We start from the raw sequence: 23,461 nt of genomic DNA on the forward strand, positions 1-23,461 counted from the left end.
TATCATGAGGTTCAGGGCAGTTACCCTACATGTGAGGGACCCGGAGGATTACCTCTCCTACTCGGACCTGCTTAAGAAAGTTTCATCCAAGCTGGAGTCCTTCACAACTAGGGTAGTATCACCTAGACCGGGAGATGAGCTAGACCTCGATCTTAAAGCGGTATACTCTGGTGAGGGATTAGAGGGTTTCGATAAGGCGTGGGAACTGCTCAAGGGGGGCTATTTCACCTCCGTGTCCCTGGGGAGAGATCCCTACGCGGCTCATCTAGGGTACACGGCTTCCTTCATAAGGAGGGTGTCCGAGGAGCTCGGTCCGGAGTACGGAACGATGCTCGCGGTTACGTCAGATCCACCGCCCGAGGGACCTTACTTCCCAGCATCTAGGTCCTCCTCCCTCGGATTGAGCGCCTCCCTCCTCTACCCCTCGGATCTTTACGGGGCCCTCTACGAGGCGGAGGAGCCAGACACAACAATAAGGCACGTGCTTTCCCTCATATTCAGTGAGGCTTACGAGGAATTCGTAGATACCGTGGGGGATGAGGCTCCGGTACTTGGTATGGATTACTCTCTCAGTCCATGGATGGATGAGAGCTCGGCTCATGTTGTTAGCCTCATGGCTAGGGCTCCTTTCATGTCCCCAGGAACGGCAAGAGCAATATTGGAACTCAACAGATCCATAGAGGAGACCTCCAAGGGACTGAAGCCCTTAGGCTACAACGAGGTAATGCTCCCAATGGCCGAGGACAACCTCCTCAAGCAGATGGCGCTTGAGGGATCCCTCACCGCCAGAGACTTGGTCTCCCTCACTCCTTACTGTATAGCCGGCTTGGATATGGTCATCCTGCCTAGGTCCACGCCCGACAGGGAGATAGCTGCGCTTATAGGTGACGTCCTGGCTTCGAGCTACGTTAAAAACAGGGTTCTCGGCGTCAGGATCATTTTAGTGGATGGGGAACCGGGGGAGGAGGTGGAGCTGGGCAGGTTCGGTAAGGTCCCGGTGATGAGGGTGAACTAGTCCTCTGGGATGCAGGGAGTGGGATGCCAAGAGGCTTTGGGCTCCCCGTAAGCGCCACCAAATATCCTGTCGTGTATGTCCGTGGCCGCCTTGACCCCATCTCCCACAGCCTTGGCTATCTGCATGGGCTCACCCGTAACATCACCCACCGCGTAGACGGCGAAGCAGTTGGTCCTCTGCCAGTAGTCCACCAAGATGAATCCCTTTTCATCCGTCTTGACGCCAGCCTGCTTGGCGATGTGGCTCTGGGGGATGACTCCCACGAAGATGAAGACGCCATCAACCTCAACCAGTTCCTCCTCACCACTCTCCAAGTCCCTTATCCTAACCCCTCTCACTCTCTCGTCACCGACTATCTCCACTACCACACTCTTCCACCTGAAATCGACGTTCGGAAGGCCCATCACCTGATCCACCAGAGCCTGCTCGGCCCTCAACTTGTCCCTTCTATGCACTAAAATCACCTTACTGGCTAGCTTAGCTAGGTAAAGCGTGGAAACTGCTGCTGTGTTCCCCCCACCGACGACCACTATCTTCTTCCCCTTGAAGAGGGGTCCGTCGCAGACGGCACAGTAGCTCACCCCCTTACCGTAAAACTCCATCTCCCCAGGAACCTCCAACCTCTTATCCTCGGCACCAGTCGCGATGATCAGGGCCCTAGCTGAGAACTCCTTACCGCTCCTTGTGTACACTTTCTTCCAATCACCTCTCAGGTCTAGCCTCACCACCTCCTCAGGAAATAGGATCTTAACCCCCGCTTTGCTGGCATGCTCGTGGAATATCTTGGAGAGCTCCTCTCCCGTGATGTAGGTGAAGCCCGGGTAATTCTCCACCACGGGATTTATGGACACCTTGCCGCCCGGCGTGTCCTTCTCTATGACTAGGGTTCTGAGTCCATACCTAGCTAGGTATATGCCAGCTGTCAATCCACCGGGCCCGCCACCCACAATTATCACGTCCCAGTCCCGAGGAAGCCCCTCCTCACTCTTGACGGGCATGAGAAACGCTCCGAAGCTCATTTTTCTCCCTCCACCTTGGGCCTCATGTCGAACTTTATCAACTTTAGTTTGGTCCCCTTGCTCAGGACATCCTTCCCATAGATGGAGCTGAGCTCCCTCAACAGCTCTTCTAGGTTGGAAAAACCGTCCTCCCTAGCGTGCTCATCGGTTAGCTCCTCTACTTTAATTTCCGAGATCTCCTCGATTATTGCCTCTCCTATTTCCTCCTCACCGGCCTCCACCAAGACCCTATCCCCAGGCCTTAACTTAGTTTCCCGTCTCAATGTGGCCCTCTTTTCCCCGCTCAATATTCTATCCTTGTACTTCCCCCTAAATTTGAGCTTCTTCATGGAAGATCACCCCTTCATCAGCCTAGACACGGTCGGAGGGACTATCCCTCCCCTCATCACCAGCGCCTTCGAGGAGAACCTGCCCACCGGCATCACTGGGGCCTTACCCAACAGCCCACCGAAATCCACCTCATCTCCCTCCTTGGCCCCAGGAACTGGGATCAGCCTCACACCCAAAGACTTATCCAGCACTATGCCTAAGGCCATGACATCCCCTATTATGGCCGCTATCACGTGCTCCTCCACATCACCCGGCAGCACTATCATGTCCAAACCGGTGCTACACACCGCTGCCATCGCTTCCAAGGAGCTGAGAGCTAAAGCTCCTCTCCTAACCGCTTTAGCCATTCCTAAGTCCTCACTCACCGGTATGAAGGCTCCACTTAGCCCTCCGACGGATGAAGTGGCCATCGCACCGCCCTTCTTCACTGCGTCAGTTAGTATGGCAAGCGCTAGCACGCTACCGGGAGCTCCGGGCTCCTCCACTCCCATGGCCCTCAGCACATCCGCCACGCTATCTCCAACCGCTGGTGAGGGAGCTAGAGAGAGATCCACGGATCCGAACCTCACTCCTAACCTCTTAGCGACCTCCCTACCTACGAGCTCACCCAGCCTCGTGATTTTGAACGCGGCTCTCTTCATGGCGTCATGCAACGTCCTCAGATCCGCATCCTCAAGGGATCTGACCACGTTCTCTATCACGCCCGGTCCGCTGACCGCCACATTGATAACGGGATCCTCCTCTCCCCTCCCATGGTAGGCTCCGGGAACGAATGGGGTGCCCTCGGGCGCGTTGGCGAATACCCCCAATCTCGTGCATCCCCTTCCTTCGGTGAGATCCGCGGTCCTCTTCACCACCTCTCCCATCTCGTACACCGCGTCCATGTTTATCCCAGCTAGGGTTGAAGCGGCGTTCACCATGGCGGTGATCCTCTCAGTCGAGGACAGGGCCTCCGGTATCGATTTCACGACCCCTTTATCGCCAAGAGAGTAGCCAGATTCGACGAACGCGGCATACCCCCCTACATAGTCCACGGCCAGATCTTCAGCGACCGAATCCAGCGCCTCGGCAATGGAGACCCCCAGTTTGAAGGCCTCTTCCGAGTCTCCTGCCTTGGCATCCAGCAACATGCTGATTGGAGTGACAGCTACCCTCTTCGTGACTATCTGCACCCCTAACTTTGATGACACCTCCTCCACGGCATCCCTCAATTCCCCAGCCCTCTCTTTAACTGTCTCGCGCACTCCTTCCGCTAAGTCGTCGTATCTTAGAGCCCCCATGATGCTGATACCCATGGTCACAGCCCTGATGTCCAAGTGTTGAAATGACAGCATTTCAATTATTTCAGCCAGCTCAGAGGCATCGTATTTGGTCATTCCCTTCACCCCAGTTAAACCTTCTGCATGTATCTGAATACGTCCCCGTGGAGAACCATCACCCTAACCCCTATCTCCTTCCCTCTCTCCTCTAAACGGTCCCTGAGCTCGAAAAGATCGGAGGTTGCTTCCGAGATGTCCACCACCATTATCATGGAGAAGAAGCCCCTCAGTACGGTCATGGATATGTCGACGATGTTCGCCTTGGCCTCGGCAAGTACGGACGATATCGCAGCTACGATGCCCGGCTTATCAGCGCCGACGACCGTGACGACTATCATCTCCCCCATGGACACACCGAAGGAGTCGGAAGCACCCGCTTATAGGTGTGGCCCTCAGCGAGCACCCCAATTATATAGGCTCACCTCATGAAGGATGGATGGTCCTAATAGGCCCCTCGCTGATAGGGGGAAGGCTCAACCCCCCGCCATCAAAGAGCTACTCCCATAGGGCTGTAGCGATCGCCCATCTCTCTGATAAACAGTCGGTACTTAGAGGCGTGTCCCTAGCTAGGGATGTGCTTGCCACTTTGAGGGCCGCGGAAATGATGGGCGCTTCCCTCCAAGTAAGGGACGGCGAAGGGAGAGCGGATATCGTGGTAGAACCTCCAGACCTTCCCACTAATCCGGAGGACGTGATCTACTGCGGGGGATCGGGAACGACCATGAGATTCTATACTGCCATATCGACTTTAACTGAGAAGGGATATACTGTCCTCACAGGGAATGAGGGACTCAGGAAGAGACCGATGGGCCCTTTGATAGAGGCCATCAACTCCCTAGGTGGATGGGCCGTCAGCGCCGGACTAAACGGTCTGCCGCCCATCATCGTGAGGGGAGGGGGGCTTAAGGGCGGAGAGGCCGTCTTACCGGGCAACGTGAGCTCTCAGTTCTTCTCTGCCCTGCTGATAGCTGGGACCATGTCGGAGGAGGGTCTGAAGCTCAGGTATGAGGGAGAGCTGGTCTCTAAGCCTTATCTCGAGATGACCGCCTACGCGCTAGGAAGGGCCGGTTCCCGCGTGAGGCTGGGGGATGTCCTCGAGGTCGAACCCACCCGCCCCCAAGGGCTGGACATGTCCATACCGGGGGATTTCGGTCTTGTAGCCCCGTTCATGGTCATGGCCTCAGTCACAGGAGGTAAACTAGAGGTTGTTGGGTTAGACAGGAAGATCCCGCAGGCAGATGAATTAATCGTGGAAATCCTCAGATCCTTCGGAGTCTCAGTTGAGTGGCGGAACGAGTTGCTGGTCGTCGAGGGGAGGCCCACTAGGCCAGCGATCTTGGATCTGGGGGACGCCCCAGATCTCCTACCCCTCGCCGCGGTATTAGCCGCCTTCGCCAGAGGTAGGAGTGTGATAAGGGGCGTAGCTCACGCCAGATTGAAGGAAAGCGATAGGATAAGGAACATGAGGGTGGAGCTGGAGAAAGCGGGAGTTGATGTCAAGGAGCTGGAGGACGGTCTGATCGTTGATGGAATGGGAGGAGTAAGGAGATGCCCTACATTGGAGTCCCACCGCGACCACAGGATTTTCATGGCCCTTACTGCCTTGGCGGCGGCGTCCGAGGAAGGATGCGAGGTCAGAGGAGAGGAGTGGGTTTCGGACTCCTACCCTAATTTCTTAAAGGATGCTCGAGGTCTCGGCTTGGTGATCTCTTGAAGCTCTACCACCTAGGGATCTCCAAGGGTACCCTTCCCCCCAGAGTACTCTTGGTGGGATCCCGTAGGAGGGTCTCCCTCATCTCCGAGATTATGAAGGGAAGGTTGATGGAGGAGGGCAGACAGCTCATAGCGGTAGGTACCTACAATGGAAAGGAGGTCGCAGCTGTTGACACAGGAATGGGTCCATCCTCCACATCGATAATCGTCAGGGAAGTAATAGAGGCAATGAACCGGGAGGGAATACTCATAAGGGCCGGAACCTGCGGTAGCCTGCAGCCCCACGTTGAGGTGGGACATCTCGTAATATCGAAGGCTGTGATAGCAGATGAGCAAGTATCCAAGAGGATAGTTGGAGACTTACCACTTATGTCCCACGAAGACGTTGTAAAGGCTCTAGAGACCGCAGCTGAGGAGCTGGGATATGAGAGAGGCAGGAACCTTCACACAGGGGTAACTCACACTAAGGATGCCCTGTATGAATTTGAGGATCCCGAACTATCTGTAGATCCAGAATCTGGAAGGAAGAGAATTGAGTTCCTGTCCAAGATGGGCGTCTTGGCTACTGAGATGGAGATGTCCGTGATCCTCGCCCTTACCAACTGGTACAACCTAAGGGGAGGGGTATTGAGGGCTGGCGGTCTGTTCCTAGTTGTGTCACCGTTCGTTTCGCGCGGCTTGACCTTCACTCATCCAGATCAAACCGACTTGGTGAAGATAGCCCTTGCGGCTGTTACCTCCCTCTGATCAGGTATATTCCCTCCAATAATTCAACTTTTCGAGAGTATTTTTTTCATAGTTTCTCATCTTTATCCATAAATATGAAGATGATCAAGAGTAATTAATCGGATTTTAATTTAAATTTCTTCTTGCTCCCTACCTAATCATCTCCGCGCGCGATAAGCAGGCATAGTCTCTTTGCTACTAACCTAAGTTAGTAGCAATCAGTCCAAAGCAGTGCAACTATCCCATTATTCTACCTCCCGAGAAATGCTATCACTTGCCACTATGCTACCTCTACCATGATCACCATAGTTGTTTGGAGATAGGATGTGTCCTTCGGTTATGATCGCATTTCAGAGTGAGTATTGGGGATATCATAGCTTGGAGAATACTCAAATCGCTTGATAAATTCATCTTGTGAGCCTGCAGATAGTAGGGTGGGGATAGCATTAGCTCGGGTGCATTTCCCTAGGGTGGGGTTAATGCTACCACTCGCGGGCCGGAAGGAGGGGATCAACCTCCTTCCCCCGGGATGAACGTCAGGGTGCATTTCCCTAGGGTGGGGTTAATGCTACCACTCTGGGAAGGCAAGCATTAATTGTTTCTTTGCCCGTTAGGAGCGTGCATTACCTGTTCGTTGATGAGACGGGAGATCTCGGCTTTGACAAGAAATCCACACGGTACTTCGTTGTGGGATGCGTCTACACAACATCGGCAGCTAGACTGAGGAAGGAGATGCAGAGAATTAGGGAAAAGCTCAGGAGGAAAGGCTATGCCGAAGATGAGATAAAATTCAGGTTGAGGAGGAAGGCCCAAAGAATAGAAGATGTGGCCAAGCACGTCCTCAAGGAGATAGTTGAGAACGATAGGCTTGGGGATGTGAGGTTCGGAGGAATTGCATTGAATAAGGCAACAGTAAACGAGGATCTCAGGAGGAAGCCACGGCATGTCCTAAGGAACTACATTCTAGTGCATCATGTGATATGGGGGTTGTATCGAGACGCCAACCTGAGGATCAAGGAGGGAGACAAATTAGTGATCATATATGACAAATCCATGGGCCCGAAATCCATATGGGAGTTCAATGAATATCTGAGGAGCAAGCACAGTTGGACGAAGGATATGCTTCACAAACCTCCAATCCACTTGGAGGTGGAACATGTGGACTCGAAGGCTGAGCTCGGGGTCCAGCTAGCTGATCTAGTGTCTGGCGCCATATGGCAAGGTTACGAGAAGGGGAACTGGGAGTATTACGAGATCATAAGGGATAAAATCATGTTCTTAAGGTCCCTCTTTAAGAAGTAGCGGACGGCCCGGGTCCCACCCAGGGCTACCCCTGGCATCATCTCCCAGGCCGCTCCCCCCTATGAGGGGGATACCCGCATGTGGGTCAGGCACACATAAAATAAAAATCTACAGTTCAGATCATTGATTCCTTTTTCAGGCACCTCCTCAGGTTCTCAGGCGTGAATCTCCCTAACCTACCTTTCCTCCCTGGCTTCACCCAGATCCACGACTTATCTGATTTCATCAGTACATCAGCGCTCTTAGGGTAGCCTAACACTCCTATGACGCAGAAGGGTTCAGGATGCTCCCGCCTAAACGCTTGGTTCACTTTCCACTGTAGCCTGTCCTCATCACTCGCTCCTTTAACCTCGATGAAGGCCCTCCTGTCCCCTACGATCAGCTCGATGTCGTAGGGAGCGCCAGAGTGGACCCTCGTGAGCCTCACGTCTGTTAGCCCTAATATCGCCAAGCTCTCCTCAATAGCTTCCATCACAACGAGCTCGAGCTTATACCCAGCTCTAGTATAGTAACTCACGACTCGAGGATGTGGGGCATATAATCTCCCTGAGATCAGCTCATAGTAAGCGGAATGGCCCCCTATGAAGGGTTCTATGGGATGTTCTCGCGCACTATTGCCAACGCGGGCCGATATCTGAGAAATTTCATCAGCTTCAGCAACTTCGATTTGAATGGAGAGGGGAGGGAGACAGAGAGTGAGTGCGAAAGAAGGGGAATCGCCAGGGGGAAGTGAGGCTTGAAAATCGAGGTCATCAGAATGTACCCACTACCCTGTCGTATTTGGGTCCATTGGCCTGCATGTGTGCCCTGTATCTAGCCACATCAACTTCACCAAGCAAGTTTCCTTCAGTGTCCTCGAAGAAGCGGAAGCCAGCTATTCTGAGCTGTGCCCTGTTATTCTTGTTCCTCAGCATGGACCTTCATCGCCAAGTTGTATAGCTCATTACCTACATCGAGCAGCGCATAGTAAGCGCTCCCATTCCGAAAGAGCACCAGGGTATAACCCTCACCCTGGTAGGAAGCTAGCCTCCTAACATTACGGGGTATGTAGGAGACGTACCTAACCCTCATCATTCATCAACCTCACGGCATATTCCTTCAACCAGTCCTCATACCCGAAGAAGTAGGAGAGAAACATCCTAGTCTCTTTCATGTTCCCAACAAGGGAGAACTGGCTGACCTTGATGCTGAAGTTCCTTCTTACCCTATCACCCACTTTGAGAGCTAGGATCTCCTCGAGTGAGCTATCAGCTATGCCAAAACGTCCCTGCTCAGCAATATCGACGAGGAACCACGAGGTATCTGGGAGGAAGAGATAGGTGAGCTTTAGCCCCCTATTTTCCTCGAGGAAGTCAAGCCATATGCCCATAGCATAGGGAAGTAGGAAGGCATAGCCGTAGTGAACTTCCCCTCCATGAGGTAATTTGGGAAGTTCGGTCCTTATGACTGGGAGTTCCGCGCGCAATAGAAATACTGGCTGGGACTATAAAGACCAAAGTCTGGAGAGCAAAAGTAGGGCTAGGGTGGATTACAGACTCTTTTATCTTATAGACGATAAGAACAAGGTTATCTACACATTGAGGTTTTCACGCGCGAAAGATAAGCCCATCAGATCCTTAATTTCGTCCTTCTATAGGCTCTCTCCCCTAATTTTACTCTTTATGAAATCTCTGGATAACGAGCCTCTATTGCTAATGGATAAAGCTCTTCTATGCCAATCTCGTAGAGCTGGTTAAAATCTCGGTCTACCTCTGCGCATAAGTCTATGAGTCTCGCTATGTTATGTACTTTGTCAAAGTGTTTACTGTGGAATACTAAGTAAGCTTTCAACGCTTTCTCGACAGCTTGTGCGTGGAAAACTATGACCCATGGCTCCTCACCGATCCTAAGGAGCTTCTCAGCAATCCTTAGGTCCGTTTGAGCCTTCTTTAACCACTTTTCTGAGACCTTCTCTCCCTCACTCAATGGGCCTTCCCTCCAGCTGAGCATAGTATGCTATCGACCCCACGACGTTTTTATGCTTTGTATAGTATTCCTCATTAACCACTATTACATCACAGTAAACCCTATTTTGTGAGAGCTTTCTATATACTTCATACTGAAGCTTCCTAATGATTCTCCTATCTGGGAGATCGCTTACGATAATTAGTAAATCCCAGTCGCTATCTTCTCTGTAGTTACCTCTTGCACGTGAGCCGAAGAGAATAATTTTCTTGACTTCGACCCCCTCACTCCTAGCTGTATTAACGATTATGTCCTTGATTACTCGCGATAAATATTTGATCTCGGTGCCTAACATCATAATCACCCATAGCTGCCCCTTATAACTTCCATCCTCTTAACTCTATTCACCATCTAGTGTAGCGGAATCTCACATCTCTAGGTTTGATTAGGGACTGTCCTTCGGCAAAGGTTACAGATGACGGAAGCTCAGCTACTCTAGATCGCGCGGCGCGCGTAAGCCCACAAGCCTAGACCCGCAGCTGAATAAAATACTGACATTTAGGCATATTCTCTCCAAGTGTACCCACATTTGGTACAGGTATATATCCTCGTGGGCGGTTCGTCAGCGGCTCTGGTCTGGACTATCTCCAAGTAAGCCTTGTCGTTACCGCACTTGGGACACTTGGCCTCTACTATCGGCGCGGCCAGCTTCTTGCCTCCTTCCGCTATTATCACGCCATCGCTGTCTGAGGCGACTTTGGTTACTACGGCCGTTGACTTCCCCGGATTGCCCTTCATCTCGTATCCACAGCTGGGGCAGTAGTAGACGAGCTCCTTGCCCACTTTCTTTGGCCTCATGAGAGTTCCGCACTTGGGACAGAACATTTGGCCTCAGGGCATGATGGAAGTAGTCTATTTAAGTTATGAGGTGGCGGACCATCCGATAGGAATGAAGGTCCTCAGGAGTGTCAGAAGGAAGAAGGGGAAACAGCTGGCGATCATTGTGGATGGCCCCAACATCCTGAGAAAGGAATTGGGAATAGATCTTGAGGAGATACGCAGACTGGCCGAGGAGGAGGGGAGGATTCGGGTCGCCACCGTTGTTCTAGATAGGAAGGCGCCCGAGAAGCTGGTGGAGGCGGTGGTCAACGCGGGATTTAGGGCCATCATATCAACCGGAAAGGTCGAGGTGGACTTCACCATAGCAGCTATGGATGCCGTTTACAACGAGAAGATAGATTCGTTGGTACTGGTGGCTAGAAGCGCGGCCTATATGCCCATAGTCCACAGGGCCAAGGAGGAGGGAAAGGAGGTTATCGTGATCGGAGCAGAGCCAGGTTTCAGCACCGCACTGAAGAAAGCCGCAGATCTATACATATCACTTCCATCCTCTCTCCCTGAAGATCTTACCCAGCCTAAGGGTTATGAAGAACACTGATATCGCGAATACCAGCGCTCCGAGCTGCATCGCCAAGAATCTGAGAAGGCCTATACTTCCCTCCATGTACTGGCCTATGAAGTAGAAGGACATCCAGAGGGAGAGCACGAGACCGGCGCCCATCAATTTCTCGAAGGCGTTCACATTTCTGTTGGCGAAACTCTCTATTGCACTGCCGACGAACATCACGGTGAGGGAGAGGGCGATAAAGCCGCTCACCTCCTGAAAGAGCCTCGCCATTATGAGCTCCAATGGGTAGTTCTGGGCCGCGAGGGAGGTAGCCCTGCTGTAGGAGAAGAAGAGAGAGATGAAGACACCGAACATCCCCATTATGAAGGAGAGCAGACCCACCTGCTTCCCGAAGTAATTGACCCCCCTCTTGAGTTTATCGGTCAGGTCGAATCCCTTATCTAGGAATATCAGCCCGGCCACCACGGTAGCTCCGATGTATAGATACCTCTGCAGGTCCAATAGAGAAAAGACCCCTGCCAAGAGCAGCAGTGCCCCAGGAAGGCCGAATAAGAGGGCTCTAGAGGTAGGAGACTTCATCAGCTTCTCGAAGTATCTCTTTATGAGTATGTAGGTGTGCTCGATCTCCCTGCTCTGCTGTACTATCACCCTCCTGACGCTCCTTATGGGGGCATACCTCATTAGGAGGGGAATGACCAACTCGTCGTCAGCGCCATCAGAGACCAGTATTATGCTGTCTGGCTTGAATTCTTCCACAACGATCTCTATCTGCTTCTTGATCTCCTCATCAGCCAGGAGCTCGCTCTTGGGATGTCCGGTAATGGTGACCACTTCGACCTCCGCTGGAGAGTTGGAGAATACCTGCTTTACCTCCTCGTAGACCTTCACAGCCCCAAAGATGGCATTAGCATCCGCCTCCGTTGGATCAGCAAGGGCCAGCTCAGAGGCCGCCTTTATGTTTGCCTCCTTACCTATGACCGGGCCCTTAATGCCAGCTTTGACGCCCAGATCATCATCTCGGTCCACGCACACTACAAGTATTCTTTCAGGGGGCGACTTCTTTTCCATCTCCGCGAGAGAGGACCTTCACAACATAAAAAGTTCAACTGCTGGCAGGCTTCTCGAGCAGCCCGAGCTCCATGAGGACTTTCAGCTCCTCAATGGTGAGCTTTTCACCAGCCTTATACTTCTCTAACGCCTCCTCAGCCAGCTTCTCCTTGAGCCTCCTCTCGACCTCCTTGTTGCTGGTGACTATCCTCTCGAACCTCTTCTTTATCTCCTCCTGTATCGCCCTCATTTCCTCTCTTATCTTATCCAACTCCTCCTTCATCTTGTCGACTTCTGAGCTCTTCTCGTTTATTATATTGCTTAACTCGTCTATCTCACTTCTTATCTTATCCAGCTCCTCCTTCTCCTTCGTTATATAGTCATAGATCTCCTTTAACTGTCCCTTTATTTCCCCTATCTTCTCACCGGAGTCCCTTACAAAGAACCTCCATCTCTCGGCCTCAGCCATTATCTCTATGAACTTCCTCTTCAGGGACTTGGCTCTATTGAGTTCTTGAAGCATGGCCTCGTACTGGCTTATTTGCATGACTATGTCTCTCTCCTGATCCTTGGTTAGAGGAGAGGTCTCTATCCTCCTCTCCAACCTCGAGATCCTCCTCCTAAGAACTCTTTCGGGGACACCCACGGAATTAACTATCTCCTCGTACTCCTTCTTTATCCTCAGGGCTTCGTCTCTCGCCTGCCTGAACCTCTCGAGGGCCTCCTTCCTTTCCTCCCTGAGCTTGGCTAGCTCGCCTTGAAGTTTTCTCTTCTCCTCGATCTTCTCCCTTAACTTGGCTCTCCTCTCTCTTATCTTCTCAACTAGCTCCAACCTCTTGGATCTCAGCTCTTTAAGCTCTTCTATGAGAGATCTTCTCTGTTCACGAAGTTCAGATAATTTCCGCCTCAGCTCCCTTTCCTTTTGTTTTAGGGTACCAATGGCTTCCTCTACTGCGGCCATGCGGTCTCCTCCTGCCATTTTTTGATGATTAGGCTGATGTCCAACGATCCAACACGATCCCCTACTTAAAAAGTATTCGGTTGCTTTCGATGATTCGGTGACTTCCTGAGAAACTTTATAAGCTCCATGGGCTGCTCCCATCCTCTAACCCTCGAGCGAAGACGCCCAACCATGCGCTCCTTCTTAGACATCCCTGCAAACAACATTATCTAGAAATGGGAGGATTTATTCAAGCACGACCTCCCTCACCCCTCCAACGATCACAGGGTGAGACCATTGATGTGGAGCAGGGTAAAGAGGACAGCGCTGCAAGCGGTAATCTCTGCGTTCTATGGCCTGGGAGACATCGTGGCAGGTCTAATACTCTGGCTTTACTTTCCTACGGACATCAAATGGGCCGCTCTGCTATATCCTCCCCTGATAGGGGCTAGAGGAGCTATCTCCGGTTCCGTTGCGGGGAGATTGACCTCGGCTCTGAACTTGGGTACCGTAGAGACTAACTTGAGGAGGGAGAACGAGAAACTCTGGGAAATACTGTCAACGGGTGTATTCGCCTCCCTCCTTGCATCTGTAATTATTGTGTTCCCTTTCTACCTGACGGAAATCGATGTCGGGTACCTCGACCTGCTGGCCATATCGCTCATCACTGTGTGCGGCGTATCTCTCATCCTTCTCCCCCTTAAAATCGCTGTATCATTCGAGTCCTTCAAGAGGGGATTGGATCCCGATATAGTAGTCTATCCTCTCATTTCCACGGCTGCGGACATAGTGGTCACGGTTCTCTACATATACTCAATCAGGACTGCCGGTACCTTCATCAGCTTCACACTAGCCTCGGCTGTAGCAGCGATCTCTATCATACTGGTCATGAAATGGTTTTCCAAGGAGTACCTGAGGATACTAGCCGAGGTACTGACTGCAACGGCCATAGTTATAGCGATAGAGAGCATCGCCGGCATATTCCTCAGCGAAGCGGTTTCCATCTCAGATACCAATCTCTTATTCGTTTATCCGGCGATGCTCACAGAGTTGGGAGATGCCAGCTCGATCGTAGGTTCGATTCTCACGACTAGGCTCTTCTTGGGCACCCTCAGGAGGAAGATACCCTTGGCAGACATACTCCCCGAACTCATCGGCGTGTTTGGGGTCTACTTAGGTTTCTTCTTCCTGATGGGTGGAATGCTCTGGGTCTTGGGAGGTAACCCTTGGGTGAGCGTCCTGACCTTCCTGATCGCTTTCCCAATAATGCTGGTAGTGACCACATCCGTCGTCCTCCTTGCTAGCAGGAAGCTGGATCCCGACAACTTCACGATTCCCATCGCCACATCTACCGCGGATCTGATAACAACCGCTACCGTAGCCCTAGTTCTCAGCCTACTATAAGGCTGGAGATCACGCCGGAAACCTTGTCTGGATCGGGTATTCCGTACAAGGCAAGGAACGTCCTCGCCCGAGGTACATTCACCCCCCTACCGCCGGCAACTCCTACTTCGAATCTGTTTACCTTCACTGAAGTTCCTGCGAGGGCCAGATCCTCCCCAACTCCCAGACCTGAGGCTGTAAGCGGGATGACCGTTCCAAAATTGAATATCCTTCCCAGCGGGGGGATCTCCACGACCACATCGTTTATCTTATTGATCGGAAGCTCCCTCTTTCTAACAGACAAGAACCTCTTCTCCATGACAATTCTCCTGCTGGTTACGTAGTACCTGTGTCCCCTCCTGTAGAGGTCCACGCTGAGAATTCCCACTAGGCCAAAGGCCACCTCCGGCACCCAAGGAGGATAACCGCTGTAGTTCATGTACGTCGAGATGGCGGCCAGTAAAACAGAGACGAAGGCCCATCTCCAAGATATCTTGATTATCGAAGCGATTACTAAGGGCACCACCAGCAAAAGCCAGAGCAGCAGCAACTCCCCCTCAATCGGGAAGATGTTGGGGAGCTGAATATTGAGAACCTTCGACCAAAGCAGCAAACCCAAGACTAACACGTACCCGTAGATGAGATATAACCCAACGAAAGCTAGGGGATGCGGCCTAGCGTCGACTAGAAGTTCCTCTCCTCTGGCCAGCTTCATTTCCAATCTCGGCATTTCCCAACCTTCGGATTTAAACATAGCTCGACAAGACTCACTGTTATATTTCCCATCAACCCTTCCCTACTATGCTCGTGGATCTCGGTATCAGGGTCACTTGGTTGGCGAGAACGGGGTGGATGCAGTCAGGTATACCGCCCTCTATGGCTGAAACCGTATCTCAACATACGTTCCTAGCCTCTCTCATCGCGTTGGATCTGATGAAGGAGCTCAAGAGAAGAGGAAAGACGTTCAGCGAGAATAAAGTGTTGAAGATGGTCCTAATTCACGATATAGCTGAAGGTGTAGTGGGAGATCTGCCTAAATGGACTGGAGACCGCGTGAACAAGAGTAAGCTTGAGGAGGAGGCGCTCTCAATGGAGGTCACCCAAGCCGACCTCTTGGACCTCTGGAGGGAGTACAGCGAGGGGAGGAGGATGGAGGCAAAGATAGCGAGGCTGGCCGATTTAATGGCCACTTGGAGGATGTCCATCTACTACAAGGAACTCGGATTTCCTGTGGACGACATCATGAGATCTACAGAAAGGGAATCCTTGAAGCTAGCCGAGGAGCTAGGACTCGTCATAGAAGGGGGAGAGAGTTGACGTAAGCGAGGGGGAAAGGAAAACACAGTTCACAATTCGACTATATCGTCATACCTCGGACCGGCCCTAGGAGGTTTGTGGAACGGCTCTCTAAGTCTAACTGCCCTTTTGAAGGCCTCTAAGAGGTCCTCATCTGTCCCTCCGTTCCTCATTATAGAGAGGAAGTCAACGAGGTTGTCCTCCCTCCTTATGCATGTCTTGAAGAAGCCGTCGGAGGTCACCCTTATCCTGTTGCATCTCATGCAGAAGAAGGGATTGCCCGTCCCCTTGACTATCTCCACAACGGCTCCACCGTCTAAATAGTAGAGAGGTCTACCGTGGAGCTCCCTTATCTCCTTTTTCAGAGCCACTTTCTCCAGTTCCTCCTCAAATCCATCGAGGCTATAGTAGTACCTCCTGAGGCCGGGATCCACATCCAAGAGCTCTATGAATTGTATCTTTATCCCCTTGGATGAGGCGTACCTCACCAGTTCCCAGAGCTCATCATCGTTGTACCCCCTGAGGACAGTCACATTAACCTTCACGGGGATCAATCCGCACTCTAAGGCAGTATCAACTGCTTTTAACGCCCTATCCAAACCATTTACTCCGGTTATCCTCTCGTAAATGTCCTTTCTCAGCGAATGGAGGCTTATGTTTACCCTATCCAGACCGGCCTCCTTCAGGGAGCAGGCCCTCTCTGGGAGGAACCACCCGTTGGTCACCAAGCTTATCTCCTCAATTCCAGCCTCCCGAATGCCTCGCACTATCTCCTCCAAGTCACGCCTTATCAGGGGCTCTCCTCCCGTGATCTTGACGGTCCTTATCCCATGCTTCGCTAGCAATTTCACCATGCGGGTTATCTCGGCGGGAGTCATCTCACCCCCTTCTATCTCATGTCCCTCCTTGTGGCAGAAGAAGCAGTTGTAATTGCAGGAGTTAGTGACGGAAATCCTCAGATTGGTGACGGGCCTACCCCACCTATCCAGCAGCAATTCAACCCTCTCCCTTCAACTTCCTGACCACCACCACATTCTCTATCCTCGCTATCGGGTAATTTCCGCTCTCATCCTTCTCTAGGTATTTCACCATATCCCAGACGGTTAAGAGCGCTGCCGATGCCCCTGTCAGGGCCTCCATCTCTACTCCCGTCTGAGAGGTGGTCCGAACCGTCACCTCTACCCACACCCTCTCCTCCTCCAGGCCGAAACTGACTTCGACGGCTGTTATGGGGATTGGGTGGCAGTACGGGATTATCCTCGGTGTGTCCTTGACTGCCTGCACGGCAGCCACCCTCGCCACGGTGAAGACATCACCCTTCTTCACCTTACCCTCCCTTATGGCCTCTATAGTCTCTTTCCGGAGCCTTATGCTTCCCCTAGCTACAGCCTCCCTGTAAACTTGAGGTTTGCTCGTTATATCGATCATCTGAACCACCTCAATTATCCCTCCTCCACCCAGCGCTCCTCTCCCCCGATGAAAACCTCCTTCTTCCAGATGGCGGCGCTCCTCTTCACCTCGTCTACCATCCACCTCGCGGCCTCAAAGGCAGCCTCCCTGTGCTCCGAGGCAGCGATGACGAGGAGGGCCGTCTCACCCACCGGGACCTCCCCCACCCTATGTAGGATGGTGGCATCCACTAAGCCGAACTTCTCTACAGCCTTCCTCCTTATCTCCTCCAACGCCCTGCCGGCCATCTCAGGGTAGAAATCGTAGTAGAGAAATTTCACCCTTCCATGAGGAGACGTCTCCCGTATCACACCCCTAAACGTCACGATAGCCCCTACCTCAGTCCTGCCCTCAACCACTGATCTCATCTCGGTCTCCTCGTCTATGGGTCCCTCAACGATGCCGGATCTCCCCATCTAACCACCCGAAAATGTGGGTAGTATCGCTATAATATCGTCCCCCGATATCCTCTTGCTTAGATCCCTCTCTAGTGAGTGGTTAACCGCCACCATAACCCTACCCTTCGAAATAAACTCTACGAGTTCGGCGTTCAGACCATTGAGTAGATCCTCTAACGTACCCTCAAACTCTAGGGACCTCTCCCTCCATCCGAACCTCTCGGCTACCCACCCGTAGAGCCTCATCCTGACCATCACTCACACCAGCTCTATGGCTATGCTTTGTCCTCCACCACCACCATGGCAGATCGTAGCTAGCCCCTTCCTTCCACCCTTTATCTGCAGAGCGTTTATCAGCGTAACTACTATCCTGGCCCCACTATCGCCCAAGGGATGTCCTATGGCCACGGCTCCACCGAACACATTCAGCTTATCCAGCGGTATGTTCAGACCCCTTGCCACGACGAGGCTGGCCAGTGCGAAGGCCTCGTTATGCTCGTAAAGGTCGAAGTTATCTACTCTCATGTTGAGGTTCCTGAGCAGCTTCTGGGTAGCCGGAATAGGGGCCTCAACGAAGTCCCTCGGCTCCACTCCCGCTGAAGCGAATCCAAGGATCCTAGCTATAGGTTTGAGGCCCTTCTCCTCGACCACATCTCTGTGAGCCAACACTAGGGCTGCAGCACCATCGCTGAGCTGGGAGGCGTTGGCGGCGGTTATGGTCCCGTCGGGTCTGAATACGGGCTTCAGCCTAGCGACCTTCTCTAGACTTGTGTCCGGCCTTATGCCCTCATCCCTGTCTAAGATCACCTCTTCACCCTTCCTCACAGGCTCTATCTCCTTGGCGAAGTATCCTTTCTCCGTCGCTTCCGCCGCCTTCATGTGACTGCTAACTGCGAACTCGTCAGCTTCCTCCCTAGTTATGCCCCACTTCTCCCCCGTCTCCTCGGCCTCCTCCCCCATGAGAAGCCCAGTGTGAGGATCCGTCAGACCGTCGTGGACCATTATATCCACAAGCTTCTCCCCGGCGAAGGCGAACTTCACCCCCCACCTCCACTTCGAGGGCAGGGTGTAGGGCGCCATGCTCATGCTCTCCATTCCACCGGCCACCACAACCTTGTTCTCACCGAAGACTATGCTCTGAGCCGCTAGAGATATGGCCTTCATGCCCGAGGCGCACACCTTGTTGACCGTGAATCCGGGAACGGTGCTCGGTATGCCAGCGAGTATCGCCGCCTGCCTGGCCGGATTCTGGCCGACCATCGCTTGGAGGACGTTCCCCATTATCACTTCATCTACGTCACTGGGATCGAGGCCCGATCGCCTGACAGCGGCCTCTATTGCTACGGCCCCGAGCTTCGGGGCCGGCCAAGTCTTCAGACTCCCACCAAACTTGCCTATAGGTGTTCGAGCGATACTAACGATGAAGACATCCTCCAAACCCATGGGCATCACCCTATAACCCAAACTCACATACTTCTCAGGGCCTTCCACCCCAGCAGCAAGGCAGACAGAAGGGATATCCCCTCATCGGACAGCTCCTTCCTCAGGAAGGAGTAAAGGTTCTCCTTAGGCTTACCATCAACCAAGAAGAGATGTTCCAGAGTTTTCACCGCCATCCTCGGTATGGAGGAGTAAAGCCTTTCGTCCTCCATTAGATCGACCGCCTTCTTGGCGGTCTCGAACTCCCTTAGCATTCCCTTCGACAGGATCTCCTGATACCTGCTCAGGGATCTTGCCGAGGTATCCCCACTCTCTAGGGCGTGATGCACCGCCTCCGCCGCGGCTCTGGCGCTCTCGATGGCGAAGTCCATCCCTCTGACTGTCACCCCGTAGTTAATGCAGAAGCCAGCGGCATCGCCGACGACGACCATCCCATCGGTATAGAGCTTGACGCCCCTCATGAACTGAGTCTCGGGTATTATGTGGGCAGAGTACTCCACGAGCTTCCCCCCTTCCAAGTATCTCCTGATCATGGGGTGCGACTTAAACTTCTCCGTGATCTCCCACATGGCAGTGGATACCTCGGAGACCTTGGAGGCTAAGGAACCTATCCTCATCACCACACCGAGGGAGACGCTTTCCTTGTTGGTGTAGATGAATCCTCCGCCGATCACTCCCTCGGTCAGGTCTCCCACGTAGAGCTGAGCCGCACCTTCTTCTTGGGAGAGACCGAACCTATCCTCTATAACCTCCTTGGGTAGTTCTATAACCTCCTTAGCACCGACGGCAAAGTCCTCCTTGGATAGTTTCGGCCTGAGACCGGCCTTCTCCGCCATGAAGCTCAGGGCACCATCAGCTGCTATCACGACCTCAGCCCCCATCTCCTCGTCGCCCTCTGCCACTATCCCGACCACTCGACCGTCCCTGATGAGGGGCTCCTCCACCTTGAATCCGGATATCACCTCTGCCCCGGCGTCCTCCGCTTTTTCGGCCAGCCACTGGTCGAACTTGGCCCTGAGTAGGGTGAAGCTCCTCCCCTCGGGCTTGGTGCATAGCCTTATCTCCACCCCCCTATCGCCATGGAGGAACCCTAAGACCTCCTTTGTTACCTCCCTCTCTACAGGAGCCTCCTTCCAAAATTCTGGGAAGATCCTCTCTAACGACCAAGAGTAGAGCCGTCCCCCGAACATGTTCTTTGCTCCAGGCCTCTTCCCCCTCTCCACAGTCAATACGGTGTACCCTCTCTTCGCTAGGAGGTAGGAGGCGACGGAACCAGCTGGTCCCGCGCCCACCACTATGACGTCGAAGTCCGCCAACTCAGCCACCCTTAATCTCCTTCAACTTTCTCGTGAGGACGGGGAGGAACTCGTACAGATCCATGACGACCCCATAATCAGCCTGTTCGAATATGGGCGCCTTGGAGTCCGTGTTAACCGCGACTACGACCTTGGAATCCATTATACCGGCGGCAAACTGCTGCTGGCCTGACGCCCCGACCACTATCAGGAGCTTAGGAGCTATCCGGACGCCGCTTATCCCTATCCAGACTTCCTCCTCCATCCACTTCAGGTCCGCGGCTAGGGGTCTAGTGGCGCCCACCACCCCTCCCAGCACATCAGCCAGCTCGTAAGCTAATTTAAGGTCCTCCTTCTTCCTGAATCCCCTACCTACAGCTACGACGATCTCCGCCTTGTCGAGGGGGACACCGACTTTAGGCTTCTCCTTCCTCTCGATGATCTCAATTCTCCTCTCCACTGAGGGAGCACTGATCTCCCTTACTGAGGGCTCACCCTCCTCTGGAGGCTTGAACTTACCCTTCTGGACTGATATCACGGCGGGAAGACCCAGCTCCTCCACGGCTATGGCCTTCCCACCGAAGGTCATCCTTTCGACTACGAGCTTCCCGTCCTCCACGGACAGGGAGGAGACATCTACCGCCGAGGAGCCTCCCAGCCTGTGGGCCACCTGACCCACCAGCTCCCTGCCCCTCCTATCACTGGCTAGGAGCACGATCTCGTAATCATCCGCAAGCCCGCTTATCAGCTCGACCAACCCCTCCTGATCTCCACTACCCATTCCCTTGCAGAGCAGGATTTCTTTGGCTCCCTTAACCTCATTGATCCTGCCCTCCTGATCGGAGGTCATGAGAAGGGATACATCTCCCAGCTCCCTACCGGCTGATATGAGTTCGAGGGCCAGATCCATGGAATGAGAGAACGCTAGGACTTTCATCCTATCCACCCCCCTCACAGGACACCCTCCTCCTTCAGGGCCTGAATCAGCTTTTCTGCCGCCTCTTCAACATCTCCTTCTATCACTATCTGCTTCCTCTCGACTTTCGGAACCTTCAACTCCCTAATCACGAGTTTGGGCTCAACAGGAGGGGAGAAGTCCTTCTGGTCCATGGGCTTCTTCTTGGCCTTGACTATCTCGACCAGCTTAGGTACCCTAGGCTTATTTATCTCTTGAGTAACGCTTATCACGGCTGGAAGTTTGACCTTCACCACTTCCTCGAAGTCCTCCAAGCTCCGGGTTACTTTCACGTAATCCCCTTCAACCTCGATGGCGGTTGCATAGGCTACGTAAGGCCAGCCGAGCTCGGCAGCTAACCTGGCCGGTAACAGGCCTGAGAAATTGTCCTCACTACCCTCAGCTGCCAAGACCAGTCTGAACTTATCCCTTATCTCCCCAGCTAAGGCCTTGGCTATCACGTATGTGTCACCTTTCTCTGCACCCTCTCCCATGATCAGCACCGCCCCATCTAGCCCCATGGCCAATACCCTGGTGAGAGCCTCTCTAGCCTCCTTCTGTCTCTTCCCCGAGGAGCCCCAAGTGGATAGCATTATAGCTATGGCCTTTCCACCGAGCTTCTCCTTCAGTCTGACGGCCTCCTCCGTAGCATTGAGCTCTATATCCCCCGCCTTCGTGGGAGCATCCTCTATGTAGATTTTTCCGGTATCCTGATCTACTCTGAGCTCCTGAACGTCAAGAGACTGCTTAACGAGGACGGCTATATCCATAATCGCCACCGCGCTGGCCCGGGAATGGAAATATCAAAAAGTTGATTAGTTAAACGGGAAGGCTATGTGATGGTGTGGGACAATGTCCAAGCTCTTTGGCCTCTCCATAGAGGATAAGCTGGCCGCGACTCACTTCGAGGTGGACGACAAGCCTCATATATGGATAAAGGACCAGGAGGTCTGCAGAGAATGTTCGGAAAAGCCCTGTCAGGTAGCCTGTCCGGCTAAACTGTATCAGTGGGACGAGGAGACTAGGGAGATGCTGTATAACTATGAGGGCTGCTTGGAGTGCGGTACATGCCTCCTGATATGCCCTCATGATAATGTTCACTGGAGCTACCCTTCGGGAGGGATGGGGGTAGTCTATAGATTCGGATAAGATATAACATGCTGATATTTTACGAAGAAGAGCTCTCATAATTTTTAAGATTCCCAGCACACCCTAGCCTAGGGTGTAACCCTTTGGTCGATTTCGGATTCACTGAGGAAGAAGAGGTATTTAGGGAGACTCTTAGGGAACTTCTCTCCGAGGTACTGGCTCCTAAGGCTAGGGAAATAGACACGAAGTGTAGGATTCCTGATGAGGTGATAAAGACCCTCGCGGAGAATGGCATTCTCCTCTTGACGGTCAAGCCAGAATACGGTGGTCAGGGAGCTAGCTGGGTTATGGGAACCATAGCTACTGAGGAACTGGCCCGAGCCGATCCCAGCGTGGCCACAGCCGTGTTCCACTTGGTGGAGGCCTCTTGGGGGAAGATCGTCGAGAGATACGCGAATCCCGAGCTGGCTAAGGAGGTCTTGAGCAGAGCTGCTAAGGGAGAGGGGTTCGTGGGTATAAACTCCACCGAGCCTCAGAGCGGCAGCGATGTGGCTGGGTTCAAGACGTTGGCCAAGAAGGAGGACGGTTACTGGGTACTCAACGGCGAGAAGACATTCATAAGCGGAATAGTGGAGGCCAAGGAGCTAGACGGAGGCTACGTTACCCTCGTAAAGACCAAGCCAGAGGCCGGATCTAGGGGAATGAGTATAGTCTGGCTACCGATAAATCTGCCCGGAATAGAGACTGGCCTCTTCGAGGATATGGGCAGATGCGGTATAAGCACGGGATGGATGAGACTGAACAACGTCAAGATACCTGAGGATTACATAATAGGGGAGGTCAACGAGGGCTTCGGCATAGCTATGGAGGGATTCAACAGAGCGAGGGTCTTTGTAGCCGCAGGATGCACCGGGTCTGCAATGGGCATGTTCGATTACACAAAGGACTATGTGAAGAACAGGGTAGTGTTCAACAGGTCCCTAGCATCCTTTGAGGGAATACAGTTCCCACTAGTGGACTATTACTCGAAGCTAGAGGCCACTAGACTCGTCATATATAAGGCCGCGTGGATGATAGATCAATTCGACCAAGGCAATGTAACCCTTAAGGAGGCTGGGCTCTGGGCGGCCATGGCCAAGCTGCTGGCTCCAGAGCTTTCCGTTGATGCTATAAAGGAGTTCATGAAGGCCACTGGAGCTTACGGCTACACCAAGGACACACCGCTCGAGATGGCCTTGAGAGGAGTAATGAGCTACTACGTGGGAGCGGAAGGCGGCCAGAACATAATGAGGCTGATAGTTGGAAGGTTCCTATTCGGAAAGGAGCATCTTCCGTACAAGAAGTGAGCTGCAGCCACAAGCACTCCATTTATCTCCTCATTTTTTTAAGTTAA

The 23,461-nt window shown here is 52.9% G+C and carries 31 protein-coding genes; 9 read left to right on the forward strand and 22 right to left on the reverse strand.

Features of this window, described 5'->3' with window-relative positions; genetic code table 11:
• Nucleotides 1–4: 4 nt before the first annotated feature.
• Nucleotides 5–1,015, forward strand: a complete 1,011-nt coding sequence (locus QI197_02075; protein MDK2372146.1) for a DUF711 family protein — start codon at nucleotides 5–7, stop codon at nucleotides 1,013–1,015.
• Here QI197_02075 and trxB read toward each other — a convergent pair.
• The 4 genes from trxB to QI197_02095 are packed head-to-tail and all read right to left on the reverse strand — an operon-like array spanning nucleotide 1,012 to nucleotide 4,030.
• Nucleotides 1,012–2,034, reverse strand: a complete 1,023-nt coding sequence (gene trxB / locus QI197_02080; protein ID MDK2372147.1) for a thioredoxin-disulfide reductase — start codon at nucleotides 2,032–2,034, stop codon at nucleotides 1,012–1,014. The two genes, QI197_02075 and trxB, sit on opposite strands and share 4 nt — an antisense overlap.
• Nucleotides 2,031–2,363, reverse strand: a complete 333-nt coding sequence (locus tag QI197_02085) for an ASCH domain-containing protein (protein MDK2372148.1) — start codon at nucleotides 2,361–2,363, stop codon at nucleotides 2,031–2,033. The genes trxB and QI197_02085 overlap by 4 nt, the downstream gene beginning before the upstream one ends.
• A gap of 6 nt (nucleotides 2,364–2,369) precedes the next feature.
• Complete coding sequence (locus tag QI197_02090; protein ID MDK2372149.1) at nucleotides 2,370–3,740, reverse strand: PFL family protein; 1,371 nt, start codon at nucleotides 3,738–3,740, stop codon at nucleotides 2,370–2,372.
• A 14-nt stretch (nucleotides 3,741–3,754) separates the two neighbouring features.
• On the reverse strand, nucleotides 3,755–4,030 hold the full coding sequence (locus tag QI197_02095) for an ACT domain-containing protein (protein ID MDK2372150.1): 276 nt from the start codon (nucleotides 4,028–4,030) through the stop codon (nucleotides 3,755–3,757).
• 89 nt (nucleotides 4,031–4,119) lie between these two features.
• Here QI197_02095 and aroA point away from each other — a divergent pair, with 89 nt between their 5' ends.
• The 3 genes from aroA to QI197_02110 all read left to right on the forward strand — a co-directional run bounded on the left by aroA (nucleotide 4,120) and on the right by QI197_02110 (nucleotide 7,424).
• Entirely contained in the window at nucleotides 4,120–5,397 is a 1,278-nt protein-coding gene (aroA, locus tag QI197_02100) for a 3-phosphoshikimate 1-carboxyvinyltransferase (protein ID MDK2372151.1), read from the forward strand.
• Nucleotides 5,394–6,143: a hypothetical protein gene (locus QI197_02105; GenBank protein ID MDK2372152.1), complete on the forward strand. Its 750-nt coding sequence runs from the start codon at nucleotides 5,394–5,396 to the stop codon at nucleotides 6,141–6,143. The genes aroA and QI197_02105 overlap by 4 nt, the downstream gene beginning before the upstream one ends.
• A 582-nt stretch (nucleotides 6,144–6,725) precedes the next feature.
• The gene (locus tag QI197_02110) at nucleotides 6,726–7,424 is read left to right on the forward strand and encodes a DUF3800 domain-containing protein (GenBank protein MDK2372153.1); all 699 of its coding nucleotides are present in this window, start codon (nucleotides 6,726–6,728) and stop codon (nucleotides 7,422–7,424) included.
• A 115-nt stretch (nucleotides 7,425–7,539) separates the two neighbouring features.
• Here the strand turns inward: QI197_02110 and QI197_02115 are convergent, their stop codons facing one another.
• The 7 genes from QI197_02115 to QI197_02145 form a co-directional block, all read right to left on the reverse strand.
• Complete coding sequence (locus tag QI197_02115; protein MDK2372154.1) at nucleotides 7,540–7,941, reverse strand: DUF3883 domain-containing protein; 402 nt, start codon at nucleotides 7,939–7,941, stop codon at nucleotides 7,540–7,542.
• Nucleotides 7,942–8,176: 235 nt separating this feature from the next.
• Nucleotides 8,177–8,338, reverse strand: coding sequence for a hypothetical protein (locus QI197_02120; protein ID MDK2372155.1), 162 nt, complete (start codon nucleotides 8,336–8,338; stop codon nucleotides 8,177–8,179).
• Nucleotides 8,319–8,495: a hypothetical protein gene (locus QI197_02125; GenBank protein ID MDK2372156.1), complete on the reverse strand. Its 177-nt coding sequence runs from the start codon at nucleotides 8,493–8,495 to the stop codon at nucleotides 8,319–8,321. Before QI197_02125 ends, QI197_02120 begins: the two co-directional genes overlap by 20 nt.
• The gene (locus QI197_02130) at nucleotides 8,485–8,889 is read right to left on the reverse strand and encodes a hypothetical protein (protein ID MDK2372157.1); all 405 of its coding nucleotides are present in this window, start codon (nucleotides 8,887–8,889) and stop codon (nucleotides 8,485–8,487) included. The genes QI197_02125 and QI197_02130 overlap by 11 nt, the downstream gene beginning before the upstream one ends.
• Before the next feature lie 194 nt (nucleotides 8,890–9,083).
• Nucleotides 9,084–9,389, reverse strand: coding sequence for a HEPN domain-containing protein (locus QI197_02135; protein MDK2372158.1), 306 nt, complete (start codon nucleotides 9,387–9,389; stop codon nucleotides 9,084–9,086).
• Nucleotides 9,382–9,723, reverse strand: coding sequence for a nucleotidyltransferase domain-containing protein (locus QI197_02140; protein ID MDK2372159.1), 342 nt, complete (start codon nucleotides 9,721–9,723; stop codon nucleotides 9,382–9,384). The genes QI197_02135 and QI197_02140 overlap by 8 nt, the downstream gene beginning before the upstream one ends.
• A gap of 203 nt (nucleotides 9,724–9,926) precedes the next feature.
• Complete coding sequence (locus QI197_02145; protein ID MDK2372160.1) at nucleotides 9,927–10,253, reverse strand: transcription factor S; 327 nt, start codon at nucleotides 10,251–10,253, stop codon at nucleotides 9,927–9,929.
• A 16-nt stretch (nucleotides 10,254–10,269) separates the two neighbouring features.
• On the opposite strand from QI197_02145, the gene QI197_02150 reads away from it, so the two are divergent.
• A complete protein-coding gene (locus QI197_02150) occupies nucleotides 10,270–10,806 on the forward strand; it encodes an NYN domain-containing protein (protein ID MDK2372161.1) in 537 nt (178 codons plus the stop codon).
• Here the strand turns inward: QI197_02150 and QI197_02155 are convergent.
• Nucleotides 10,747–11,844, reverse strand: coding sequence for a DUF373 family protein (locus QI197_02155; GenBank protein MDK2372162.1), 1,098 nt, complete (start codon nucleotides 11,842–11,844; stop codon nucleotides 10,747–10,749). The genes QI197_02150 and QI197_02155 overlap by 60 nt on opposite strands.
• Nucleotides 11,845–11,878: 34 nt before the next feature.
• The gene (locus QI197_02160; GenBank protein ID MDK2372163.1) at nucleotides 11,879–12,784 is read right to left on the reverse strand and encodes a hypothetical protein; all 906 of its coding nucleotides are present in this window, start codon (nucleotides 12,782–12,784) and stop codon (nucleotides 11,879–11,881) included.
• A 279-nt stretch (nucleotides 12,785–13,063) separates the two neighbouring features.
• Between QI197_02160 and QI197_02165 the strand changes: the two genes are divergently transcribed.
• Complete coding sequence (locus QI197_02165; protein ID MDK2372164.1) at nucleotides 13,064–14,167, forward strand: magnesium transporter; 1,104 nt, start codon at nucleotides 13,064–13,066, stop codon at nucleotides 14,165–14,167.
• On the opposite strand, the gene QI197_02170 is transcribed toward QI197_02165, so the two are convergent.
• On the reverse strand, nucleotides 14,154–14,876 hold the full coding sequence (locus QI197_02170; protein MDK2372165.1) for a PH domain-containing protein: 723 nt from the start codon (nucleotides 14,874–14,876) through the stop codon (nucleotides 14,154–14,156). The genes QI197_02165 and QI197_02170 overlap by 14 nt on opposite strands.
• Nucleotides 14,877–14,947: 71 nt before the next feature.
• On the opposite strand from QI197_02170, the gene QI197_02175 reads away from it, so the two are divergent.
• Nucleotides 14,948–15,463 carry an HD domain-containing protein gene (locus QI197_02175; GenBank protein MDK2372166.1) on the forward strand — a complete coding sequence of 172 codons (516 nt, stop codon included), beginning with the start codon at nucleotides 14,948–14,950 and terminating at the stop codon, nucleotides 15,461–15,463.
• Nucleotides 15,464–15,492: 29 nt separating this feature from the next.
• On the opposite strand, the gene moaA is transcribed toward QI197_02175, so the two are convergent.
• The 8 genes from moaA to QI197_02215 are packed head-to-tail and all read right to left on the reverse strand — an operon-like array spanning nucleotide 15,493 to nucleotide 21,749.
• Nucleotides 15,493–16,437 carry a GTP 3',8-cyclase MoaA gene (gene moaA, locus QI197_02180; protein MDK2372167.1) on the reverse strand — a complete coding sequence of 315 codons (945 nt, stop codon included), beginning with the start codon at nucleotides 16,435–16,437 and terminating at the stop codon, nucleotides 15,493–15,495.
• A 1-nt stretch (nucleotide 16,438) separates the two neighbouring features.
• On the reverse strand, nucleotides 16,439–16,870 hold the full coding sequence (gene moaC / locus QI197_02185) for a cyclic pyranopterin monophosphate synthase MoaC (protein ID MDK2372168.1): 432 nt from the start codon (nucleotides 16,868–16,870) through the stop codon (nucleotides 16,439–16,441).
• Nucleotides 16,871–16,884: 14 nt separating this feature from the next.
• A complete protein-coding gene (locus tag QI197_02190) occupies nucleotides 16,885–17,307 on the reverse strand; it encodes a molybdenum cofactor biosynthesis protein MoaE (GenBank protein MDK2372169.1) in 423 nt (140 codons plus the stop codon).
• A complete protein-coding gene (locus tag QI197_02195) occupies nucleotides 17,308–17,544 on the reverse strand; it encodes a MoaD/ThiS family protein (protein MDK2372170.1) in 237 nt (78 codons plus the stop codon). It abuts the gene before it with no gap.
• A 3-nt stretch (nucleotides 17,545–17,547) separates the two neighbouring features.
• Nucleotides 17,548–18,732 carry a thiolase family protein gene (locus QI197_02200; protein MDK2372171.1) on the reverse strand — a complete coding sequence of 395 codons (1,185 nt, stop codon included), beginning with the start codon at nucleotides 18,730–18,732 and terminating at the stop codon, nucleotides 17,548–17,550.
• Nucleotides 18,733–18,755: 23 nt separating this feature from the next.
• Nucleotides 18,756–20,054: an FAD-dependent monooxygenase gene (locus QI197_02205; GenBank protein ID MDK2372172.1), complete on the reverse strand. Its 1,299-nt coding sequence runs from the start codon at nucleotides 20,052–20,054 to the stop codon at nucleotides 18,756–18,758.
• The gene (locus QI197_02210; protein MDK2372173.1) at nucleotides 20,047–20,961 is read right to left on the reverse strand and encodes an electron transfer flavoprotein subunit alpha/FixB family protein; all 915 of its coding nucleotides are present in this window, start codon (nucleotides 20,959–20,961) and stop codon (nucleotides 20,047–20,049) included. Before QI197_02210 ends, QI197_02205 begins: the two co-directional genes overlap by 8 nt.
• A gap of 14 nt (nucleotides 20,962–20,975) precedes the next feature.
• The gene (locus tag QI197_02215; protein ID MDK2372174.1) at nucleotides 20,976–21,749 is read right to left on the reverse strand and encodes an electron transfer flavoprotein subunit beta/FixA family protein; all 774 of its coding nucleotides are present in this window, start codon (nucleotides 21,747–21,749) and stop codon (nucleotides 20,976–20,978) included.
• Between the two features lie 82 nt (nucleotides 21,750–21,831).
• Here QI197_02215 and QI197_02220 point away from each other — a divergent pair, with 82 nt between their 5' ends.
• Together QI197_02220 and QI197_02225 are read left to right on the forward strand one after the other, a co-directional pair.
• Nucleotides 21,832–22,128: a 4Fe-4S dicluster domain-containing protein gene (locus QI197_02220; protein MDK2372175.1), complete on the forward strand. Its 297-nt coding sequence runs from the start codon at nucleotides 21,832–21,834 to the stop codon at nucleotides 22,126–22,128.
• Between the two features lie 83 nt (nucleotides 22,129–22,211).
• On the forward strand, nucleotides 22,212–23,414 hold the full coding sequence (locus QI197_02225; protein MDK2372176.1) for an acyl-CoA dehydrogenase family protein: 1,203 nt from the start codon (nucleotides 22,212–22,214) through the stop codon (nucleotides 23,412–23,414).
• The last annotated feature ends 47 nt before the right edge of the window (nucleotides 23,415–23,461 follow it).

This window comes from Thermoproteota archaeon (assembly GCA_030130125.1).
Taxonomy (GTDB): Archaea; Korarchaeota; Korarchaeia; order Korarchaeales; family Korarchaeaceae; genus Korarchaeum.

What these genes read in the sequence shown, in the direction of transcription:
- QI197_02170 (MDK2372165.1), bottom strand. Translation starts at nt 14,876, where the DNA reads ATGCCGAGATTGGAAATGAAGCTGGCCAGAGGAGAGGAACTTCTAGTC.
- aroA (MDK2372151.1), top strand. Translation starts at nt 4,120, where the DNA reads ATGGTCCTAATAGGCCCCTCGCTGATAGGGGGAAGGCTCAACCCCCCG.
- QI197_02195 (MDK2372170.1), bottom strand. Translation starts at nt 17,544, where the DNA reads ATGGTCAGGATGAGGCTCTACGGGTGGGTAGCCGAGAGGTTCGGATGG.
- QI197_02140 (MDK2372159.1), bottom strand. Translation starts at nt 9,723, where the DNA reads ATGTTAGGCACCGAGATCAAATATTTATCGCGAGTAATCAAGGACATA.
- QI197_02125 (MDK2372156.1), bottom strand. Translation starts at nt 8,495, where the DNA reads ATGAGGGTTAGGTACGTCTCCTACATACCCCGTAATGTTAGGAGGCTA.
- QI197_02090 (MDK2372149.1), bottom strand. Translation starts at nt 3,740, where the DNA reads ATGACCAAATACGATGCCTCTGAGCTGGCTGAAATAATTGAAATGCTG.
- moaC (MDK2372168.1), bottom strand. Translation starts at nt 16,870, where the DNA reads ATGATCGATATAACGAGCAAACCTCAAGTTTACAGGGAGGCTGTAGCT.
- QI197_02215 (MDK2372174.1), bottom strand. Translation starts at nt 21,749, where the DNA reads ATGGATATAGCCGTCCTCGTTAAGCAGTCTCTTGACGTTCAGGAGCTC.
- QI197_02085 (MDK2372148.1), bottom strand. Translation starts at nt 2,363, where the DNA reads ATGAAGAAGCTCAAATTTAGGGGGAAGTACAAGGATAGAATATTGAGC.
- QI197_02160 (MDK2372163.1), bottom strand. Translation starts at nt 12,784, where the DNA reads ATGGCCGCAGTAGAGGAAGCCATTGGTACCCTAAAACAAAAGGAAAGG.
- QI197_02120 (MDK2372155.1), bottom strand. Translation starts at nt 8,338, where the DNA reads ATGCTGAGGAACAAGAATAACAGGGCACAGCTCAGAATAGCTGGCTTC.
- QI197_02095 (MDK2372150.1), bottom strand. Translation starts at nt 4,030, where the DNA reads ATGGGGGAGATGATAGTCGTCACGGTCGTCGGCGCTGATAAGCCGGGC.
- QI197_02150 (MDK2372161.1), top strand. Translation starts at nt 10,270, where the DNA reads ATGGAAGTAGTCTATTTAAGTTATGAGGTGGCGGACCATCCGATAGGA.
- QI197_02175 (MDK2372166.1), top strand. Translation starts at nt 14,948, where the DNA reads ATGCTCGTGGATCTCGGTATCAGGGTCACTTGGTTGGCGAGAACGGGG.
- QI197_02165 (MDK2372164.1), top strand. Translation starts at nt 13,064, where the DNA reads ATGTGGAGCAGGGTAAAGAGGACAGCGCTGCAAGCGGTAATCTCTGCG.
- QI197_02145 (MDK2372160.1), bottom strand. Translation starts at nt 10,253, where the DNA reads ATGTTCTGTCCCAAGTGCGGAACTCTCATGAGGCCAAAGAAAGTGGGC.
- trxB (MDK2372147.1), bottom strand. Translation starts at nt 2,034, where the DNA reads ATGAGCTTCGGAGCGTTTCTCATGCCCGTCAAGAGTGAGGAGGGGCTT.
- QI197_02075 (MDK2372146.1), top strand. Translation starts at nt 5, where the DNA reads ATGAGGTTCAGGGCAGTTACCCTACATGTGAGGGACCCGGAGGATTAC.
- QI197_02155 (MDK2372162.1), bottom strand. Translation starts at nt 11,844, where the DNA reads ATGGAAAAGAAGTCGCCCCCTGAAAGAATACTTGTAGTGTGCGTGGAC.
- QI197_02200 (MDK2372171.1), bottom strand. Translation starts at nt 18,732, where the DNA reads ATGGGTTTGGAGGATGTCTTCATCGTTAGTATCGCTCGAACACCTATA.
- QI197_02190 (MDK2372169.1), bottom strand. Translation starts at nt 17,307, where the DNA reads ATGGGGAGATCCGGCATCGTTGAGGGACCCATAGACGAGGAGACCGAG.
- QI197_02220 (MDK2372175.1), top strand. Translation starts at nt 21,832, where the DNA reads ATGTCCAAGCTCTTTGGCCTCTCCATAGAGGATAAGCTGGCCGCGACT.
- QI197_02210 (MDK2372173.1), bottom strand. Translation starts at nt 20,961, where the DNA reads ATGAAAGTCCTAGCGTTCTCTCATTCCATGGATCTGGCCCTCGAACTC.